At 62.2% G+C, this 17,263-nt stretch carries 14 protein-coding genes; 2 read left to right on the top strand and 12 right to left on the bottom strand.

Going from position 1 to position 17,263, the window contains the following annotated elements; all coding sequences use genetic code 11:
• Positions 1 to 57: 57 nt before the first annotated feature.
• Both FA04_RS31530 and FA04_RS31525 read right to left on the bottom strand, forming a co-directional pair.
• On the bottom strand, positions 58 to 1,395 hold the full coding sequence (locus FA04_RS31530; RefSeq protein WP_034798108.1) for a sensor histidine kinase: 1,338 nt from the start codon (positions 1,393 to 1,395) through the stop codon (positions 58 to 60).
• The gene (locus FA04_RS31525) at positions 1,395 to 2,066 is read right to left on the bottom strand and encodes a response regulator transcription factor (RefSeq protein WP_034798107.1); all 672 of its coding nucleotides are present in this window, start codon (positions 2,064 to 2,066) and stop codon (positions 1,395 to 1,397) included. Before FA04_RS31525 ends, FA04_RS31530 begins: the two co-directional genes overlap by 1 nt.
• A 262-nt stretch (positions 2,067 to 2,328) precedes the next feature.
• Here FA04_RS31525 and FA04_RS36460 point away from each other — a divergent pair, with 262 nt between their 5' ends.
• On the top strand, positions 2,329 to 2,451 hold the full coding sequence (locus FA04_RS36460) for a hypothetical protein (protein ID WP_255382254.1): 123 nt from the start codon (positions 2,329 to 2,331) through the stop codon (positions 2,449 to 2,451).
• A 110-nt stretch (positions 2,452 to 2,561) separates the two neighbouring features.
• Here the strand turns inward: FA04_RS36460 and FA04_RS31520 are convergent, their stop codons facing one another.
• The gene (locus FA04_RS31520; RefSeq protein ID WP_034798100.1) at positions 2,562 to 2,894 is read right to left on the bottom strand and encodes a hypothetical protein; all 333 of its coding nucleotides are present in this window, start codon (positions 2,892 to 2,894) and stop codon (positions 2,562 to 2,564) included.
• A gap of 397 nt (positions 2,895 to 3,291) precedes the next feature.
• Between FA04_RS31520 and FA04_RS31515 the strand changes: the two genes are divergently transcribed.
• Complete coding sequence (locus FA04_RS31515; RefSeq protein WP_051659394.1) at positions 3,292 to 4,482, top strand: peptidoglycan L,D-endopeptidase MepK; 1,191 nt, start codon at positions 3,292 to 3,294, stop codon at positions 4,480 to 4,482.
• A gap of 198 nt (positions 4,483 to 4,680) precedes the next feature.
• Here the strand turns inward: FA04_RS31515 and FA04_RS31510 are convergent, their stop codons facing one another.
• The 9 genes from FA04_RS31510 to FA04_RS31470 form a co-directional block, all read right to left on the bottom strand.
• The gene (locus FA04_RS31510; protein ID WP_034798195.1) at positions 4,681 to 7,251 is read right to left on the bottom strand and encodes an SH3 domain-containing protein; all 2,571 of its coding nucleotides are present in this window, start codon (positions 7,249 to 7,251) and stop codon (positions 4,681 to 4,683) included.
• Between the two features lie 235 nt (positions 7,252 to 7,486).
• Positions 7,487 to 8,338: an HpcH/HpaI aldolase/citrate lyase family protein gene (locus FA04_RS31505; protein WP_034798098.1), complete on the bottom strand. Its 852-nt coding sequence runs from the start codon at positions 8,336 to 8,338 to the stop codon at positions 7,487 to 7,489.
• Positions 8,335 to 9,552, bottom strand: coding sequence for a CaiB/BaiF CoA transferase family protein (locus tag FA04_RS31500; RefSeq protein ID WP_034798096.1), 1,218 nt, complete (start codon positions 9,550 to 9,552; stop codon positions 8,335 to 8,337). Before FA04_RS31500 ends, FA04_RS31505 begins: the two co-directional genes overlap by 4 nt.
• On the bottom strand, positions 9,549 to 10,598 hold the full coding sequence (locus FA04_RS31495; protein ID WP_034798094.1) for an ABC transporter ATP-binding protein: 1,050 nt from the start codon (positions 10,596 to 10,598) through the stop codon (positions 9,549 to 9,551). Before FA04_RS31495 ends, FA04_RS31500 begins: the two co-directional genes overlap by 4 nt.
• A gap of 30 nt (positions 10,599 to 10,628) precedes the next feature.
• Positions 10,629 to 12,728, bottom strand: coding sequence for an ADP-ribosylglycohydrolase family protein (locus tag FA04_RS31490; protein WP_034798091.1), 2,100 nt, complete (start codon positions 12,726 to 12,728; stop codon positions 10,629 to 10,631).
• A gap of 16 nt (positions 12,729 to 12,744) precedes the next feature.
• Positions 12,745 to 13,950 (bottom strand): ADP-ribosylglycohydrolase family protein, encoded by a 1,206-nt coding sequence (locus FA04_RS31485; protein WP_034798090.1) that lies wholly within the window; start codon positions 13,948 to 13,950, stop codon positions 12,745 to 12,747.
• Positions 13,940 to 15,361, bottom strand: a complete 1,422-nt coding sequence (locus FA04_RS31480) for an extracellular solute-binding protein (RefSeq protein ID WP_156553128.1) — start codon at positions 15,359 to 15,361, stop codon at positions 13,940 to 13,942. Before FA04_RS31480 ends, FA04_RS31485 begins: the two co-directional genes overlap by 11 nt.
• A 49-nt stretch (positions 15,362 to 15,410) precedes the next feature.
• Positions 15,411 to 16,313, bottom strand: coding sequence for a carbohydrate ABC transporter permease (locus FA04_RS31475; protein WP_034798191.1), 903 nt, complete (start codon positions 16,311 to 16,313; stop codon positions 15,411 to 15,413).
• Positions 16,313 to 17,242 (bottom strand): ABC transporter permease, encoded by a 930-nt coding sequence (locus tag FA04_RS31470; protein ID WP_051659403.1) that lies wholly within the window; start codon positions 17,240 to 17,242, stop codon positions 16,313 to 16,315. The genes FA04_RS31475 and FA04_RS31470 overlap by 1 nt, the downstream gene beginning before the upstream one ends.
• Positions 17,243 to 17,263: the final 21 nt, after the last annotated feature.

The following is a 17,263-nucleotide window of genomic DNA, read 5'->3' as shown; positions in this document are numbered from 1 at the left end:
AAACCCTTCAAGCATGGGCGCGGCGGTGACCGCGACCTAAATCCACGCCTCTCGCGGTCAGAGGTGGACGACCACCTTGGTTCCGCTCGCTGAACTCGTGAGACTGACACGCCCCCCGTGGTTTGAAGCCACCTGTTTTACAAGGCTCAAACCAAGACCCGCGCCCGTGTCCTTGGGAGAAACCCTGTAAAAGGGTTCAAAGACGAGTTCCTGATGCTCGGCAGGTATGCCCGGTCCTTCGTCGGAAACTTCCACGCGCCCATCGCTTGAGACCAAGACGGCAATCATGCCCGAATTGCCGCCGTGATCGATCGCATTTCGGACGAGGTTCGTGACCGCGCGCAACACGGCAGGTGGATTGCCCTTTCGCGCAAGCGTCTCCACGTCACTGTGGAAAGACACCTGATAGCCACCCCCTATCGCCAACGGAGCGAGATCGGCAACCGCCGATCGCGCGATGTCAACCAGATCCATCGGCTCGTCCAGAACGAGCGCCTGGTCGTTGCGCTCGAAGTCCAGAAGCTGCTCTGCCGCTTCTGCGAGCCGGGCGACATCATCCATCAGGCGCGTTCTCTCCCGGCCATCAGGCATGCCATCGATGCGCGTCTGCATGATCGCAATGGGGGTTCGCAGTTCGTGAGCCGCATCGATCAGGAAGCGCCGCCGCTTTCTGGACTCGTCCTCGAGACGCTCAAGTGCGCCGTTGAATGCGATCAGAACCGGGGCGACTTCGTTCGGGATTCCCGCGAGCGGAAGGCGCGTCCCGTGGCGGCGCGGATCGATCCGCGATGCTTCGTCGGCAACCTCGCTCACCGTCGCGAGAGCACGCCCGACGATGTGAGGAACGGCAAGAAAAATCGCCGGGAGAGCACTGGCGATCAAAGACAGGTAGATTGGATAGGCCTTCGCCAAGAGAGCCAGGGCACCCCAACCCTTGTCCGCCACGCCGCCAAACAGAATCCGGACTTCGCCAGCCGGCGTCTTCGCGTTTTCGATCGTCGCAATCTCGCCAGTGGTTGCGGCCCCCCTGATATCCGCTTCGTCGAACAGGTGGATTACCGAGGGCAGCGCGGCATAGGCGGGCGGAACGGATCCATAGGACGCGAAGGCACCGCTGGTGGTGGCGACTACGAACCACAATGCGCTGTTTTGCGCCTTGAGCGTCGTCAGGTCATGGGTCTCGGAAAGCTGCAGTTGACCATCGCTTCCGCGGCCTACGGCACGGGACACGACCGAGACGACCGTCCCCTCCATGGCCGTGTTCGGCGACATGATCGTGGTTGCCCAGATGCAGAGCCCGATGATCACCGAGGCAACGACGGCGATGATGACGAGGCTCAATTGCCAGCTGAGCCGCCACCAGAGCGACGGATTGCGTCCCGTCGTCTGACCCATCACTCTTCCTTCAGGAGGTAACCGACCCCACGGATGTTGTGAATCGAAACTCCGGCCCCAGCATCCGCCAGCCGCTTGCGCAGCCTTGAAATGTGGGCGTCGATCGCGTTCGACTGGATCTCTTCTTCGTAGTTGTAGACCGCTGCTTCGAGCGTCGAGCGGAGAACGGTTTTGTCCCGGCGCCTCGCAAGGGCCTGGAGCACGAAGAGTTCGCGCCTTGGGACGTCAAGCTTCACGTCATCGACGGTCACGGTGAGGTTCAGCGGATCGAGCGCCATTCGTCCCACCTTGATCTGAAGCTCAGCAAGCGCAGCCGGACGGCGCAACACGGCGCGCAGGCGCGCCATCAGTTCTTCGACGAGAAAGGGTTTGCCGAGATAGTCGTCCGCCCCGGTGTCGAGACCTTCAACCCGTTCCATCGGCTCGTTGCGTGCCGTCAGGACGATGATCGGCGCGTCTTGGCCAATGCGGCGCAATTGCGGGATGAAGCTCAGCCCTTCACCGTCGGGCAGGCGGCGGTCGAGAAGAATAGCGCCGTAGTCATTCTGACGCGCAAGTTCGGCTGCATCGGCGAGATGGGTCGTATGGTCGATGACGATGCCATATTTGCTGAGCGCCACAGCCAGTGCCGCCGCCAGCTCCCTCTCATCTTCGATCAGTAGTATCCGCATCGGCACCCCATGGCTTCGACCTTTCGAATCTGCCGCAAGAATTACAGCAGCATTACGGAAACCACGGGGCAGTCGAACGTAACACTGCTGCAATCGTTCAGAGCTAGCACACGCATCGAGCCGACCTCGCTCGTATCAGCAGTGATAGGCGCGGCCTTCAACGAATCGGAAAGGCAGGGAGCATGACGACGTCACAAGTGGAGTGCCCTCCCGGGTCGGGATTGAAAACTGTTAGTTCGCGCCATGAGCATAGGGCCGCTCGATGACCCGCGGGCCCCTGCTGCGCTTCCTCATACGCTCGATCCTGTCGGCACTTTTCCTCGCAGCCTTCCTGGCTGGCCCGGCGATCATTCTGATCCTGACGTCCGATCGAATTGCGATGTAGCGCGCCAACGGATCAGATCCCCGACGTGGCGATCTGGTCGATCCAGCCAGTCAAAACGTCGCCGCGCGGATTGACGGCGGACAACAATGTTCGAACTGCTTCGGGCCCATTCACGACCCTTGGTTGCCATCTTCGCCGGATGTGGGTGCCGGGGTGTTCTTCGCTTCCATCGCCGCTTCGATCTGCCTGATGACCTTGACGGCCTCCTGGAGGATTGCCCGCATCTCATCGTCATAGAGATATACCGGCATGCCGCCGGCGCGGATGATGTCCATCGTTTCGGCAGACTCGCTGAGGCGATTGGGCTGCCCGAGCAGCTCCCAACCTTCCTTGATCGCGACATAGGCCCGGGAGACAAGACGGAGCTTTTCGCCCTCCGTCAGCATGTGAACGTCGCGCGCGGCGCGGGTCAGTTCGGCGATGACGTCTTTCGTGCTTTTCATGGGACACCTTGGCTATGCAAGTACCGCGGTGCAACCGACCAATCCATTCATGGTAACTAATGTATAGATTGAGGAAAACAAGAGCCAACACCTTCACGTAAGGGCAAGCCGAGGCCCTGAAATCCATGCACATCGCGGAAATTCATCACCGGGGAAGCACGTCGGATGGCATCAACCGCTTCTTAATCCTTTGTTGACCATAATCTCCGTCGAAGAGCCGAGCCGCCGGCCGTTGCCGCCGGTGGATTGTACCTCGATTGAATCGGAAGCCGCTGTGTCTGAGTATCCTGTAACTGCGTATCCAGAGCCTGCCTCGCCTGCCATCGTCAGAGGCGTGAAGCGTATTGCCCGGTGGGCCGCTCGAGCGGCCGCCATCACCGCCCTTGCAGCATCCGCCATGACTTTCACCAGCACGGCGTCGTCGGCAGAAGTCCGGTCGCTGAAGCTGTTCTTCACGCACACCGGCGAACGCGCGACGATCACCTTCAAGCGTGACGGCAAGTACGACCAGAAGGGGCTCGCGCAGATCAATCGTTTCCTGCGCGACTGGCGCCGGAACGAGCCCGCCCGCATGGACCCGCGTCTTCTCGATCTTGTCTGGGAGGTCTATCAGCGCGCCGGTGGGAAGGACTATATCAACGTCGTCTCGGCTTACCGCTCGCCCGCCACCAACAGCATGCTGCGCGGCCGCTCCCGCAGCACCGGGGTCGCCAAGAACAGCCAGCACATGCTGGGAAAGGCGATGGACTTCTATATTCCGGGCGTGAAGCTCACCCGGCTGCGGGAAGTCGCCATGCAGATGCAGGTCGGCGGCGTGGGATACTACCCGACGTCAGGATCTCCCTTCGTACATCTCGACGTCGGAAACGTACGGGCGTGGCCGCGCATGTCGCGCCAGGAACTCGCCCGCATTTTCCCGAAGGGGCAGACACTCCACCTTCCGGCAAGCGGCGGGGCTTTGCCGGGGTATGACCAGGCGATGGCCGACTACAAGCGACGGGTCAAGGCCACCTCGATCGTCGCTGCAAACAGCGCCGGCCCAGCCAAACTGAAGGGCGGAGAACCGGCCGGCAACACGCTGTTGACCGCGATGCTTCCCACGCGCAAGAGCCGCGGTGAAGAAGCCCTCGAGCTTCAGACCATGCGGAAGGAAGCAGCCGAAAAGTCGCCGTTCTTCGACCTTGCGGCGATCACCGTGCCGCTGCCGACGCTGCGCGCCACGGCTACCGCCGCGACCGTGACGCCCGTCCCCACGCCCGAGCGCGCGCTACCCACAGACGTCTCGGCTTTCATTCCCTCCTCGTCGTTCAAGGTTGCGCTTGGCGTGGGCATGATGCGCCATCCAGCTGCAGGCGAAAGCAGCCTCACCGGCCCGTCGCCTACAAATGCCGAGTGGACAATTCGCGACGCGGCGCTCTTCAAGTGGGCGCTTGCGCCGGCCAAGGAGCTTGAGCGTCTGGCACTTCCGGCGAACCTGGAGCTCTCGGTGGCAAGCGCCGACGATACACCGCGCGTTCTAAAGCGGGCGTCCCAGGCTGGTAAGGAAAACAAGAGCTTCAACAAGGAGCGCTTCTGGTCGGACGGTTGATGCGGCAAGCACCTGTCACCATCTCGGCTTAAGGTTCGACCGGCCGGTCCGGCGTGCCACCAAGGCCGGCGTCACAGCGGCAGACGGCCCGATGATCACGCCAAGCTTTTCGGCCGAAGGAGCGGCGACCCCGCACACCTTTTGCCACGTCTTGTAACGCGGCCGCTCGAGAAAGTTCGCCCGAGCGGCCCGGTTTTCTCAGCGACCGCGGCCGCCGCCACCACCACCACGTCCGCCACCGCCGCCGCGGAAAGCAGCTCCACCGCCGCGACCACCACCTCCGTGGAAGCCGCCGCGGTTGCCACCCTGGAAGCCGCCGCCGCTGTAGCCGCCGCGACCACGGTCAAAGCTCTGGAAGTTCCGGCCGGACTCTTGGTAAAGTCGCCCATAATTGCGGCTCAGTTCGTTCTGGTTGCCGAATTGCCGTCCGGCGCGATCGAAGGACAGATGATCCGGCGCCCGTTGGCGAACCTGCTGGTTGCGGCGTGGTGCGGGTCTCGTTTCAGCACGGTTCTGGATACGCTGCGTGGCTTGGGGCCGGTTGGATGCCGCGCCTTGGGCGGCATTGCGCAGGTTCTCCCCGTCCGGCCTCTGAACCGGTTGCCAGCCATCCGGCGTATGCTTCTGCCATTGGCCGTCCTGACGGCGATAGACGCTGCCATCGCGGCCGGCATAAACGTCACCGCCCTTGCTGCCGGCGATAAAGCCCTTGTCGCCTTCCGAGTTGCGCCAGCGCAGGCCGCCGGCACTCCCGGTTGATCCGCCGCTGATGCGCGCGAACTCTCCGCCGTGCTTGACGGCTACACTGCCCCAGGAGCCGTAAACATTCTGCCCGCCCCGCGCGACCATCGCGTTGCCCGTGCGTGGATTGTAGGCAGAAATGAAACCGCGCTCGCCACCGGGACCCGCCACCGCGCCGCCGCGGAACCGTGTCCCCGTGACGGGGTTATAGGCTGCGCCGAAGACCAGGCCCCTTTCCGGGCCATAGGCGTAGCCATAGCGCCCGAAAGTGCCATAGGCCGGGTTGTACGAGGCGCCGAACCCGTAGCTGATCGGCGGCGGATAATAGGGCCAATCGTCGTCGTAATAGTCCCAATAGGGCGGATAATACCATCCCGAGCCCCAGACGACTGTATCCCAGGCAAGGTAGGTATAGAGATAGCCGAGCGTATAGCCGTACCAGATGGCATCCGGTTCCGTATCGTAGATGCGGACATAGGTCGCGTTATAGACCGGAGACGACGATGGGATCGTGTAGATCTCATCGGCAACGGCGCGCGCAACGGCGAAGGGCCCGGTCGGCGTATCGCCGACGAACCAGATGCCGTCCTTCAAGACGAAATACTTGTCCGCGACCTTGATGACCTGCTCGTTGGCATTGACGGCATAGAACATGGACGTGCCTTCGATCGGCTCGAACTTCGGCTCGCCATTGTAGTGGACGTCCACCTTCAGCGATCCATCCGTCGAAACCCGCGCGAGCTTCGGAATGCTCGCCCGCAGACGCGCCATTGCGCTTTCGGACGTGCCGGGGATCGACGCGCGCACAGCCGAGTAGGAGGCGTCGTCGGGCAGGTTTACGAAATCATCGGGCAGGTCAGGCGTGGCAAAGGTCCAGGGACCTTCGAGTGACGTTGAAGAAAACCACCGTCCGGAAACAAGTGTGTACCACGTCTTGCTGGCCCGATGGAAAAACACCGAACTGCTCGTATTGGAAATCCAATCCAGCCCGGTGCCCGCGATCGGTTCGAGGGCCGGTTTTCCTTCAAAGATCAGAAGCTCCGCCGGCTTCTCCGAATAGAAAACTTTCGGAACCTGGTTATCGCTGAAGGGCGTGGGCGGAAGAGAGGCCTTTACCCCTTTCCAGTTGTCGATTTCCGGTAGCTTGGAAAAGACGTCCGGCACCGATGCCGCTTCAACCCAACCGCTCTCCAAGGTCTTTGTTGTCAGCCAGTTCTTTTCGCTCCGCAGATAGTAGTCTGCCGCCTGATCCACTTTGAAGAGGTCCCAATTCGTATTGACCACGAAGGAGAGGCCCTCAACGCCCTTGACCGGAGCCGTCACCGGCTTGCCGTCCGTCTGCACCAGGATGGCCGGCGTCTCACTGACAAAGATCGGCGGCGGATCGGCCTTGATATCGGGGATATCGGCGAGGCGTTGGAAGTCCGCAAGGCTTGCCGCCAGGCGTTGCTGCGACACGACGATCGGATCGGTCGGGACAAGCTTGCCGATGTCGAGCGCGAGGTCAGCGAGCTGCTGTCGGTCCAGTGCGGAGAAATCGAGCTGCGTGGTGCGAACATCCGTCAGCGTAACATTCTCCGTCGCCTCGTCGGCCACAGTCTTGGCCGAAAGCCCGATGATCCCATAGATCGGCTTGGCGTCGGCGGACGGTTTGAGCTCGGTCGCGACAAGGGCTTCGAGCTCCTTGAAATCCTTCCAGGACGTGATCTGCGGCTGGAAGAGCGTGATCGTCGCGCCTTTTTCGGTGTTGAACATCCTTGGCCAGGCCGGCGCGGTGGCATCGGACTGGTTGAGATACTTGCCGGCAACAAAGCCATTTGCCCCGGCATAACTCACGGCACACCAGGAGGCTTCTGCGTCGCATTCCTTGATGTCGACTTCCTCGCCCTGGGGGATCACGCGCATGGCGTCAAATCCGGTTCCCGGGCCCACCCTGAAGTTCACATTTGCAGTCAGGATGGCGGGATCTGCAAAGGCTGAAGTTGAGAAGAACGAAGCGATCGTCAGGTACGCAAGAAGTCTACGCATGATCACATTCCCTTCCTGGGGTGTCTAAGCTGTTCGAAGTCCCTGCATGCTGGAGTGCTACTGAAAAAAAACGGACCGCCACGACAAAGTCGCCCGCGTTCGCAGCCGGTTAAAGTCGTTCAATTTCAGGATCATTGCACATTCGGTGATAGGTGCAACTGCGCAGCACGAAATCCTGGCGCGCACCGGCGCGCCTCGCGATCGTGAGGACTCTTCCGCCAAGCTGCGCTGAGCGTCAGCCGAGGTCGCCTGCCTGTTCGAGAACATCATGCGCGCGCTCGATGATCGGCGCATCCACCATGGTCCCGTTCAGCACGAAGGCGCCACGGCCGTCTGCCTGCGCCGTCTTCGCTGCGTCGATCACGGACTTTGCCCAGGCGATCCGTTCTGGGCTCGGGGAGTAAGACGCATTCAGCACCGGGACCACGGACGGGTGGACACAGCTCGCGCCATCGAACCCGTGGGCCTTCGCCTCACGAGCGGCTGCCTTCAAGGCATCCAGTCGCGTATAGTCCGCAACCGTCAAAAGCATGCCGAAGGACAGCTTGCCTTCCGCCTTGGCGGCAAGGTGGACCATCAGTTTCGGAAGTCGCAATACGTCTGGCAGCGGTTCTGCGCCCATGCTGGTCGCGATGTCTTCGCCGCCAGCGGCAAGGCCGACCACGCGGCTGACGCGGGCAATCGCGCGCGCATCGAGAACTGCCCCGGCATCTTCGAGGAGTGGCACGAAGGCGACCGGCGGCCTGCCGATCTGCCGCTCAACTGGTGCGAGATGCGCTGCAATATCCTCTAGCTCCTGCGGCGACCGGGTTTTCGCGACATAGAGACCGAACGCGCCGGCACGGCAGGCGGCCTCTGCATCCGCCATCCGCAGATCCGGCGCCGAATTGACGCGGACAAAGACGGTCGCACCACCGCGTGCCACCTGCGCCACGGCGTCCTTCAACCCATCCCTTGCGGCCTGTTTCTGATCCGGGGCGACTGAATCTTCCAGGTCGAGGATGATCGCATCCGCTCCGCGTTCGTGCGCCTTGGCGATGAATTTTGCGGACGAGGCCGGGACGTAGAGTAGGGAGCGAAGCCTCATGCGGCTTTACCCTGGAGTATCGTCTCGATCGCGCCGCGATCCAGTCCCGCTTCGGCCAGAACTTCCGCCGTGTGTTCCCCAAGCGCTGGTGCCGGCCGCCGCCAGACGCCCGGCGTCTGGGAAAGCCGCGGCACGATGTTGTGCATCGGCAGGCTGCCGAACTCGTCATCCTCCACATCGACGATGATTTCGCGCTCGACGAAATGCGGGTCCGACGCGGCATCTGCGATGTTGTAGATCGGCCCGACCGTCGCGCCGGCGTCACGCATGATCTTCAGCGCCTCGTCATGGTCGTGCCGGGCAAACCAGCCGCCAACGGCCTCGTCGACCAGATCGCGATTTTTGACGCGTTCAGAATTGGTGGCAAAGCGCGGGTCCTGGTTCATGTCGGCACGGCCGATGATCTCGAAGATCCTCCGTGCGACCTGCGGCGTCGATCCCGACAGCGCCACGTACTTTCCGTCGCGGCAGCGGTAGACATTGCGCGGGGCGGCCGTATTGGAGGCGCTGCCCACGCGCTCCTTGATCTTGCCGGTCGTCTGATAGATCGCCGCTTCTGGCCCGAGCACCGAGAACATCGGTTCCAGCAGCGACAGGTCGATGACCTGTCCTTTTGCGTAGCCGCGATCGCGCGCAAGCAACGCTGTCACGGTGGCCGAGCTGCCATAGACACCGGCGATCATGTCGGCAAGCGCCAGCGGCGGCAGCACGGGCTCGCGATCGGGAAAGCCGGTTCTGTAGGCAAAACCGCTCATGCCTTCGATGATGGTGCCAAAGCCCGGGAACTGCGCGTAAGGCCCCGTCTGGCCGAAACCGGAAATGCGCACGATGATCAGGTTGGGATTGCGGGCGTGCAGCGTTTCCGGCGAAAGCCCCATGCGCTCCAGCGTTCCCGGCCGGAAATTCTCGATGAAGACATCGGCCGTAGCGATCAGTGCCCAGAGCGCCGTCATCGCCGCCTCTTGCCTGAGGTTCAGAACGACGGAGCGCTTGTTGCGGCTATAGGTCTTCCAATAGAGCGAGTGGCCATCATCCTTCCAGTCTCTGAGCGGATCGCCCGCCGGCGGCTCGATCTTGATGACATCGGCGCCGGCATCGGCCAGCTGCAGCGACAACATGTTGCCGGCAACGAGCCGGGAAAGATCCAGAACCCTCGTGCCGACCAGCGGTCCCTTGGCGTCGGGATCGAACTGTCGCTTCGCAAATCCACTCATCGAAGGCGCTCCCCGGTATCCTTGTCGAAGAGCAGAACCTTGTCGGCATCGATCGTCAGCGTCACATCCTGCCCGGCCGAAAGTAGCTTGCCGCCGTGGACGACGACCGAGATATCCTGGCCGCCCATGTCGACGACGATTTCCTGGTCCTCGCCGGTCGGCTCGACGAGGCTGATGCGCCCCGGCACGCCCGTTGTTCCGAGCGTGATGTGCTGCGGGCGGATGCCGCAGACGACCCGCTTGCCAGCCTGCACCTGTCGCCCGAGCGGCAGGGATACGCCGCCCCGGGTCAAGGCCGTCGCTCCCTCTGTGACCGCCTCGATCAGGTTGATCTCCGGCGAGCCAATGAAGCCGGCGACGAAGAGATTGGCAGGATCGTTGTAAAGATCGAGCGGTGCGCCCGCCTGCTCGATCTTTCCGCCGTTCATCACCACAATCTTGTCGGCCATGGTCATGGCCTCGGTCTGGTCGTGGGTGACATAGACCATCGTGCGGCGAAGCCGTTGATGCAGCTTCTTGATTTCGCTGCGCATCTTCACGCGCAGCTTGGCATCGAGGTTCGACAGAGGTTCGTCGAAGAGGAAGGCACGCGGGTCGCGCACGATGGCGCGACCCATGGCGACACGCTGGCGCTGGCCGCCGGAAAGTTCCCGCGGCAGGCGGTCGAGCAGCTTTTCGAGGCCGAGGATTTCGGCCGCCTGGGTAACGCGCTTTTCGATCTCCGCCTTCGGCGCACCGGCGAGCTTCAAGGCGAAGCTCATGTTTTCCGCGACCTTCATGTGCGGATAGAGCGCATAGGACTGGAAGACCATGGCGATGTCGCGCTCCTTGGCCGGCATGTCGTTGACGACCTTGCCACCGATGGTGATCTCGCCAGCTGAAATATCCTCCAGCCCGGCGATCATGCGCAACAGCGTAGACTTGCCGCAGCCCGACGGGCCGACGAGCACGACGAATTCGCCGTCGCCCATTTCCAGCGAGATGTCGTTGAGCACGGCGACACTGCCATAGCTCTTGCCGACGCTTCTAAGCTCTATCTCGGACATGTTTCCTCCCTTTCTTTCCGCCTCGCGCAGTTAGCGCTCGGCGACCTCAAGCCGGCCGATCGACATGCGCCCGGCAGACGCCATGCGAAGGCCAGCCATGCCGTAGCGCAGCGTCCCATCGTCTGCCTGAAGCAGCCGCTCGCCATCGACGGAAAGCGTCAGCTTGCCACCTTCGACAGTGAGATCGACCGCGTAGCTCCGGCCGTATTCGGTACGGAACGGGCCGCGCGCGAGGATCTTCGTGCCGTGGTCTTCAAGAAGGATCACGGCTTCGCCGTTCTCGAAACCGGCGGCATAAAAGCGGCTCGTACCCTGAGCCCGGGCCACCACCAGGTGCGAGGCACCCGAGTGCGGCTGAAGCTCGGCCTTGACACTGACGTCGCGGAGATAGGCATTGCCCGTCCAGGCGTCCGCGTCGGTTGCGGTATGGGCATGGATGCGGCCTTGCTGCAGGCTCCAATGGCCGCGGTTCCAGGTGAAGCGGGTGATGCCGCCCCATTCATGCGCTTCCTTCGACGGGTCGATGACGGCGCGACCCTTGCCGGATACGGAAAAGTCCGCGAGGAACAGCCGGCCGAGGAATTTCAGGCGCCCGAAATATTCGACCAGGATGCCGATCTCGTCGACCGCCTCGCCGTTGCCGTCGGGGATGGTGAACGCGTAGTCCTGCCAGCCGCTCGCAGACGGCACGTGCCAGGCGCCTGTTTCCTGGATGGCGCCTGTCATGGCGCGGCGAACATAGGGCGCCACACGCAGGTTGCCGTCACCGTTCCAAGGGTCGAGCCAGAGCTTGAACGACACCCTTTGGCCGTCATCGGCAAGCGGCGTGAACATCGGGCGGTAGCGCTCGTCGTCGAAGTCGGAGCGGCGATAGAAGGGCTTCCAGAAAATGCGTCCACCATGCCCGCGCTCGAGACGGTCGAGCAGGATTTCCAGCGATCCCTTGGCGTTATCCGTATGACGCTCCGCCGATGCCTTGACGGCGATCTGGTTGAACGGCTCGGTGCGGAAGCCATGGGTGGCGCCGGGTGCGTCGAAATCGAAGCGAACGCCGCGGCGCTCGAAATCCTCGACCCAGAGCGCCGGAGCCTCCCGTCCCTGCAGGCGGAGCGCCAGCACCGTCAGTTCACGGGCAAAGGAGGGGATGTCGACGACGTTGACCGTACCGGTTACGCCGGAAGCGACGACGAAATCGTTGATCGGCTTGCGGTACTTGTCCCAGCCCGGCTGCACCTTTTGCAGCGTGCCGACGATCGCACCGGCATTGCCGGCGTTGCAGTCCGTGTCCCAGCCGGCCATGGTGGCGATCTCGACGGTGCGCGGCAGATCGCCCTGACCGTAGATCAGGCTCATGATCAAGACGCCGGCATTCGGAATGATGTGGCAGACGCCGGGATAGCGGTCATAGCCCCAATCCGCCGTCAACATGTCGCGGCAGGCACGCCAGTCGTTCCGGTTGCTGTCGTGGAAGCGGAGTACCGCGCGCGAAACCTTGGCATAGAGGGAGTCGGCCGGGATTGTCGCGAGACCCGTCTCGATCACGTCCTCGATGTTCTTGGCAACAAAAGCCTGGGCGATGGCCGCGGCGCAGAAGCGGGCGCCATGCAGGCCCTCGCCGTCATGGGCGACCCTTGCCGCACGGGCTGAGGCTTCGGCTGCCTTCTTCGGGTCGGCCGGATGCACCCAGCCCCAGCTGTCGATGAAAATCTGCCCGCCGATCTGCTCGGCAACCGTCGTGCCGTTCTGGGCGATCGAGCCGGATTGCGGCGCCGGAATGCCAGCGCGCAGGTTCTGGTAGGCGGTATGCTCGGTCGAATTGCCGAAGCCGCCCCACCAATACATGCCGTGTTCCTCGGCCGCATAGTTCAGCCAGGTCTTGCCGACCTCTTCGGCGGTGGCGCCGAGACCGTAGTCGCGCAGCGCCCGGATGAAATAGACCGGACCGTTGGTGTCGTCATCGGCAGCGAAATTCTTGAAATCGCGCAGATATTCCGTCACCTCGCCATAGGTGTCCCGGATGCGTTCATAGCTCCAGATCGTCGGCTCGACGGGTGCGCCCAAGCGCACGCCGATCGCCTTGCCGATAAAACCGGAATAGATACGCTCGAAGATTTCTGTGGTGCTGAGCATCGGATACTTTCGAATTCTAGAGACTGGAAACCTGGGTGAGCTCGGGAGCGGCAAAGAGGCCTGCGCGCGCCGTGGCACGCGCCATTTCGCGTTTGTGGTCGGCCGCCCGGATTGCGGTCACGGTTGCGGTAAACGCATCGGCCGATCGGTAGAGATCGAGCTTGTTGACACGGTCGAGCTGGGAGAGCATCGCCCGGTCGATGATGCTCTCGCCCTGCATGGCGCCGAGGATTGCGCCAGCCATGACGCCGATCGAGTCCGTATCGCGGCCGGAGTTGATGCCGTCGATGATCGACTTGTAGAAATCACCGTCATTGACGACCGCAAAGCCGAGCGCCAGCGGCAGTTCCTCGATCGCGTGCAGACGCGATGGCTGGTAGGCGTCGGTCGCAATGCCGGCCTTCTGCGGCGTGTGCTGCACGTCGTCGCCCATTGGAGAATAGCGCGCGATGATGCGGTGGAATTCGGCGACGACTGTCGCATGATCCGCGCCCTTCAATGAGCCAGCAGCCTCGACGATATCGGCGATCGCATCACGCGTTCCGTCCTTGGCAACGGCCAGCGTTTCTTTGATGACGGTGTCGAGGGTGGTGCCCGGCACGAAAGCGGCGGCGACCGCGGCGGCGAGTACGCCGGCAGCTTCCAGGCCGAAGCTCTGCTGGTGGCCGGAGGCAAAGGCGATCGCCTCATCATAGGCTGCCTTCGGATCACAGGCGTTGGCGACGCCGATCGGCGCGATGTACATCGCCGCGCCACAGTTCACCATGTTGCCGACGCCGCCCTGGCGCGGGTCGCAGCCGGAAAGTTGATGGCGCTGGAAGATCCACTTCTCAGGATAGAACAGCCGCTCGATCAGCATCGTCTCGCGCTGCAGCTCCGGCACCCAGCGCGGCGTCCAGGCAATTTCCCGCACCATGCCCGAGGCCATATCCCAGGCATCGAGATGGCGCTTCACGTCGTCGTAGATCGACATCACGCAGAGCGTCATCAGCGTGTCGTCGGTGACGATGCCGCTGCCGCGGACACGGCCGTTGCGGGCCGCCTCACTCTGCTTCATGCGGTGCCACTCTGTGTCGAGCGATGTCACCCGGCCATAGCGCTGGCGGATTTCCGCAGCGGAGAGCTTTTCGACCGGCGCCCCGATGGCGTCGCCGTAGGCGACGCCAAAGAGAAGCGCCCGAACCCGTCCCTTAAGGGAGAGCCCTTGAGCATCATTTGTCATTGAGAACCGTCCTTGCATATTCGGTCATTTTCTCGCCGCCGGCAGCGTTCCACTCGGAAACGAACTGGTCCCACTGGTCCATCTTGGCTTCGCCGGAGACGAACTTGTAAACCCAGGCCCGGTAGACGTTCTCCGTGGCGTCGATGTCGGTGGCGTATTCCGCAGGCCAGACGAAGGCGTTGTCCGGCTTGAAGTCGGCGGAGATCGTCTTCAGCGATTGCTGCGCGGCATCGCTCAGCCACTGAACCGGCGGCTGCCAGTTGGCGGCAACGAGGAAGCGGGCATACCAGGTAGCGAGCTTGTCGGTCGGCTTGATGGTTTCGCCGTCCTTGGTGTACTGCTCGCCCTCAAAGCCGAGCCGTTCAATCGCCTGGCCCTCGGGGCTGGCGATGAAGTCGAGCAACTTGACCACCTCCTCCTTGTGCTCCGAGGTCGTTGCGATCGCGAGACCGCGCGCTTCCTTGGAGACGTCCAGCGCCATCAGGCCCTGGCCGCCCGGACCCTTCGGCGGCGAAAGCAGGCTGAGGGTCACGCCGGGATGGGCCTGGCGCATCTTGCCGCCATAGATGTCGATGACCTCTGCGGAGGAACCGAAGATCACCCCGGCACGGCCGGAATAGAACTTGTCTTCCTTCACGTCCCACTTGGTGGTGATGAATTCCGGATCATAGAGACCTTGCTCGCGGAGCGATGCGTAGAAAGCGATCTTTGCCTTTTCCGCGGCCGAAACGCGGGCATGGATCCACTCGCCAGCATCGTTCTTCAGCCAGGTTCCGGTGACGCCAAATGCCTGATTGAAGACGGCGTCGAGCTCTTGAGTGTTGTCGGCGGTGGTAACGCCGTAGCTGTCGGCCTTGCCGTTGCCGTCGAAATCGCCGTCCTTGATCGCCTTGAAGAGGGTGACGTAGTCGTCCGTAGTCTTCGGTGCTTCGACGCCCGCTTTCTCGAGCCAATCCGCGCGGATCACCGGCTGCGGTATGCGCGGCGGGTAGACATAGAGCAGGTAGGGATAGTTCTTCAGCCGCTCGACATTGTGCGGGAAGAGCGCGTCCTTGAGATAGGTCGTCTTCGGCAGCCAGGTGTTCCAGTCCTCCAGCACGCCCTGTTCGGCCATCTTGGCGTCGCCGCCCTGGAAATAGATGAGATCGGGGATATCACCGGACAGAAGCATGGCGCTGAGCTTGTCGGCATAGCCAGAGGACGGCAGGTCGACGACCTGGATATGGATGTCGGTGCCCTTGGCCTTCAGCGCCTCCTCATAGGCCTTCATCAGCTTCACGTCGTCAGGATTGCTCGTCGTGAGATCCTTCGAGACGACGCGGATCGTCACCGGATCGGCGAAGGCGGGCATGGCGACGCTCGCCATCAATGCCATGGCGGTGGTTGCGCCAAGGATCAGATTTCCAAGCATGGTTGTTCCTCCCAATATGCTATGGCTTTTATGGTTCGGTTCTGCATCGTCAGCCCTTCAGCGCACCGCTCATGGTGCCCTTGGTGAAGAACTTCAGAATGAGTGGGTAGATTGCGAGGATCGGCGCGATCGTAAGCAGGATCATGCCTGCCTTCAGCGCGCGAATGTTGATCTGGCTCGCACCGGTGTAGTTGTTGCTGTCGACGACCCCGACCATGGCGAGCTTGTCGCCCTCGACCACGAACTGGCGCAGCACGACCTGCAGCGGCCATTTTGACTGGTCGTTGAGATAGATCATCGCCCGGAAGAACTCGTTCCAGTGGAAGACGAAGTAGAAGAGAGCGATGGTCGCAAGCGCCGACTTGGCGAGTGGTAGCGCCACGTACCAGAAGATCTGGAAAGGGTTGGCGCCGTCGAGCTCCGAGGCCTCGATCAGTTCCTTCGGCACTTCCTCGAAGAAGCGGACGAGAATGATCAGATACCAGGCGTTCACAACCTTGAAGAGGATCAGAGACCAGTAGCTGTCGAGAAGGCCGAGGCGCTTGTTGATGAAATAATCGGGAATGATGCCGGGCTCAAAGACGATCGTCACCAGCACGAAGACGAAAATCGCGCGCCGCCCCGGCAAACCCGGGCGGGAAAGTGCCCAGGCCATCAGCGCCGTCAGCACGACACCAAGGACGGTGCTGACCAGCGTGATGAAGATCGAGTTCAGGAGGCCGCGCTGGACGGCCGGGTTGTTGACCAGGAGGCTCCAGACGTCGGTCGAAAACCCGTTGGGGACCACCGTCAGGCCGCTCATGCCGGCAACCTTGCCCGGATCCGAAAAGGAGATGGCGAGCAGGTTGAGCAGCGGCTGGACCGTCAGTACGACGAGGAACATCAGCGTCGAGACGATGATCGCATATTCGAGCCGCTCGAGCGGCGTTCTGCGAACGTTGTGGGCGGCCATCACCATACCCCCTTGCCGGTAAGACGTTTGGAAAGAAGGTGGGCGGCGACGATCATCAGCATGCCGAGAACCGCCTTGAAGAGGCCGGCGGCCGTTGCCAGCGAATACTCGCCGGTCTGCAGGCCGATGCGGTAGACATAGGTGTCGATGATATCGATCTTGCTGCGCACCACGTCGTTGGAGAAGTTGATCACCTGGTTGAGGTCGGCGTTCAGGAACATGCCGGCGTTGAGGATGAACAGCGTCGCGATCGTCGGCACGATGCCGGGAATGGTGACGTAGCGGATCTTCTGCCAGCGATTGGCTCCGTCGATCTCGGCCGCATCATAGAGTTCCTGGTCGATGGCGATGATGGCGGCAAGGTAAAGCAGGCTGTCCCAGCCGGCCGATCGCCAGATCTCGGAGAAGACCAGCACCCAGCGGATCGAGCCCGTGTCGGTCATGAAGGAGACCGGCTGCAATCCGAAGAAACCGATGATGTCGTTGACCGCGCCGTCGCTCGGCGAAAGCACCGCGATGAACACGCCGGCGATGACCACCCAGGAAAGGAAATGCGGCAGGTAGATCGCCGACTGGATGAACTTGCGGAAAGCGCCGCCCCGGATCTCGTTGAGCAGCAGCGCAACGATAATCGGGACCGGGAAGACGAAGACGATCTTCATTGTCGAGATGATCAGCGTGTTTATCAGCACCTGCCAGAAGATCGGCGAGGAGAAGAGCGTCTGGAAATGCTTGATCCCGACCCAGATGTTCGGCGGGATGATGCGCAACTGCTCGAAGGCGATCTTGGCTTCCCAGATCGGAAAATAGTGAAAGATCACGAAGAAGATCAGCCCGGGCGCCATCATCAGGTAGTAGGGCCACCATTGCCGCACGTTTTTCGTGACGCTTCGCCGATGGACGTTGGGAACGTTCCCACTTCTAGGCATGGCTGCATCCGCTACAAGATC

It is taken from the genome of Ensifer adhaerens (assembly GCF_000697965.2).
In the GTDB taxonomy this organism is placed as follows: domain Bacteria; phylum Pseudomonadota; class Alphaproteobacteria; order Rhizobiales; family Rhizobiaceae; genus Ensifer; species Ensifer adhaerens.
The sequence above is the reverse complement of the archived record's forward strand: the minus strand, read 5'-3'. Positions and strand labels throughout refer to the sequence as shown.

Excerpts from the sequence above, each read along its gene's own strand:
- FA04_RS31525 (WP_034798107.1), bottom strand. The coding sequence starts at position 2,066 with ATGCGGATACTACTGATCGAAGATGAGAGGGAGCTGGCGGCGGCACTG.
- FA04_RS31500 (WP_034798096.1), bottom strand. The coding sequence starts at position 9,552 with ATGAGTGGATTTGCGAAGCGACAGTTCGATCCCGACGCCAAGGGACCG.
- FA04_RS31530 (WP_034798108.1), bottom strand. The coding sequence starts at position 1,395 with ATGGGTCAGACGACGGGACGCAATCCGTCGCTCTGGTGGCGGCTCAGC.
- FA04_RS31490 (WP_034798091.1), bottom strand. The coding sequence starts at position 12,728 with ATGCTCAGCACCACAGAAATCTTCGAGCGTATCTATTCCGGTTTTATC.
- FA04_RS31485 (WP_034798090.1), bottom strand. The coding sequence starts at position 13,950 with ATGACAAATGATGCTCAAGGGCTCTCCCTTAAGGGACGGGTTCGGGCG.
- FA04_RS31510 (WP_034798195.1), bottom strand. The coding sequence starts at position 7,251 with ATGCGTAGACTTCTTGCGTACCTGACGATCGCTTCGTTCTTCTCAACT.
- FA04_RS31505 (WP_034798098.1), bottom strand. The coding sequence starts at position 8,338 with ATGAGGCTTCGCTCCCTACTCTACGTCCCGGCCTCGTCCGCAAAATTC.
- FA04_RS31520 (WP_034798100.1), bottom strand. The coding sequence starts at position 2,894 with ATGAAAAGCACGAAAGACGTCATCGCCGAACTGACCCGCGCCGCGCGC.
- FA04_RS31480 (WP_156553128.1), bottom strand. The coding sequence starts at position 15,361 with ATGCTTGGAAATCTGATCCTTGGCGCAACCACCGCCATGGCATTGATG.
- FA04_RS31470 (WP_051659403.1), bottom strand. The coding sequence starts at position 17,242 with ATGCCTAGAAGTGGGAACGTTCCCAACGTCCATCGGCGAAGCGTCACG.
- FA04_RS36460 (WP_255382254.1), top strand. The coding sequence starts at position 2,329 with ATGACCCGCGGGCCCCTGCTGCGCTTCCTCATACGCTCGATCCTGTCG.
- FA04_RS31495 (WP_034798094.1), bottom strand. The coding sequence starts at position 10,598 with ATGTCCGAGATAGAGCTTAGAAGCGTCGGCAAGAGCTATGGCAGTGTC.
- FA04_RS31515 (WP_051659394.1), top strand. The coding sequence starts at position 3,292 with ATGACTTTCACCAGCACGGCGTCGTCGGCAGAAGTCCGGTCGCTGAAG.
- FA04_RS31475 (WP_034798191.1), bottom strand. The coding sequence starts at position 16,313 with ATGGCCGCCCACAACGTTCGCAGAACGCCGCTCGAGCGGCTCGAATAT.